Origin of the sequence: Pedobacter gandavensis (genome assembly GCF_032678745.1) — a bacterium.
Taxonomy (GTDB): Bacteria; Bacteroidota; Bacteroidia; order Sphingobacteriales; family Sphingobacteriaceae; genus Pedobacter; species Pedobacter gandavensis_C.
Window position 1 is genome coordinate 1 of the sequence record NZ_JAVTST010000017.1, and the last position, 1,428, is coordinate 1,428.

2 protein-coding genes are annotated in these 1,428 nt (G+C 39.1%); both read left to right on the top strand.

Features of this window, described 5'->3' with window-relative positions; translation table 11 throughout:
• The first annotated feature begins 48 nt into the window (after positions 1-48).
• Entirely contained in the window at positions 49-570 is a 522-nt protein-coding gene (locus R2S10_RS24655; protein ID WP_316843057.1) for a helix-turn-helix domain-containing protein, read from the top strand.
• On the top strand, positions 492-1,394 hold the full coding sequence (locus R2S10_RS24660) for an IS3 family transposase (protein ID WP_316843058.1): 903 nt from the start codon (positions 492-494) through the stop codon (positions 1,392-1,394). The genes R2S10_RS24655 and R2S10_RS24660 overlap by 79 nt, the downstream gene beginning before the upstream one ends.
• The last annotated feature ends 34 nt before the right edge of the window (positions 1,395-1,428 follow it).

The window sequence follows — 1,428 nt, forward strand, 5'->3', positions numbered from 1 at the left end:
TGAAGTGAACCCCAAAAGTTGGACAAAAACTTTTGGGGTTTATCATTTATGGCAAAACACACATTTGAAGAGAAGCTCGATATAGTTTCTCAAGTGATAAAAGGGACACCGATTCTTTGGATATCCCGAGAACGGCGTATTGATGATGACATGATATTGGAATGGGTTCGGAAATATAACCTCCATGGTGAAAGTGGGCTACGCAAGCAAGCCAATATCAAGTCTACTTCTGATTTCAAAGAAGAAGTTGTAAGGCTCATTATAGAAAAAGGTGTACCTTTAAGACAGGTTGTTCTGGAACGTAAAGTAAGTAGAAGTGCCTTAGAGAACTGGGTAAGATTAGTACGAGGTGAAGGCTACGCAGTACTATACAAACAAAAGCCCCGTGGACGACCACCTAAAGGCATGGGAAGATCAAAGAAACTTGAACCTGAAACAGAACTAGAGAAACTCCAGGCGGAGAATGCCCGCTTGCGAGCAGAGAACGCGCTATTAAAAAAAGTCAAGGCCTTAGTACAGGAAAGAGAAGCCCGCGAACGTTTGAGTGGGCAAAAGCCATCGAAGAACTAAGGCCGGAACATGGTATTGCAATTCTATTGGATTGTAAACAGATGGCTCGTTCGGTATTTTATTATCATCATAAGCGGCTGAATGCTGATGATAAGTACAAGCATGAAAAAGAAGAGATCGCAAGTATATACCACCTGCATAAAGGCAGATATGGTTATCGGCGAGTCACCGCCGAAATGAAGAACCGGGGTTATAACATAAATCATAAGACTGTGCAAAAATTGATGGGAACATTAGGCTTAAAATGCACTATCAGGAAAGTAAGTTATCGATCATACAAAGGCGAGGTTGGCAAAATTGCCCCTAATGAACTTGAAAGGGATTTTGAAGCAAGTTTGCCTAATCAGAAATGGGCTACGGATGTCACCCAGATGAACATTAAAGGGGAGAAGATTTACCTGTCTCCTATAATTGACATGTTCAATGGGGAAATCATTTCCTATAGTATTTCAAAAAGTCCAAATATGCAGATGATAGAAGAAATGTTATATGAGGCTTTTGATAAAGTGAAAGATACAAAGGGACTTATTTTTCATTCTGACCAAGGCTGGCAATATCAACATTACGGATATAGAAAGGCTCTGGAAAAAAATGGAATTATTCAAAGTATGTCCAGAAAAGGAAATTGCTTAGATAACGCCTTGGCCGAAAGCTTTTTTGGTATTATGAAGACAGAATTGCTGTACAGAGAGAGCTTTGAAACTACAGAAGAATTTATCACTTCGTTAAAAGAATACATTCATTACTACAACAATAAAAGAATAAAAAACAGGTTAAATGGAAAGAGCCCGGTAGAATACCGAGCTCTCGTACAAAAAACTTAATTTTGAATCTGTCCAACTTTTTGGGGTCACACCA

Bases quoted from the DNA above. Each gene is read 5' to 3' on its own strand.
- R2S10_RS24655 (WP_316843057.1), top strand. From the start codon at position 49: ATGGCAAAACACACATTTGAAGAGAAGCTCGATATAGTTTCTCAAGTG.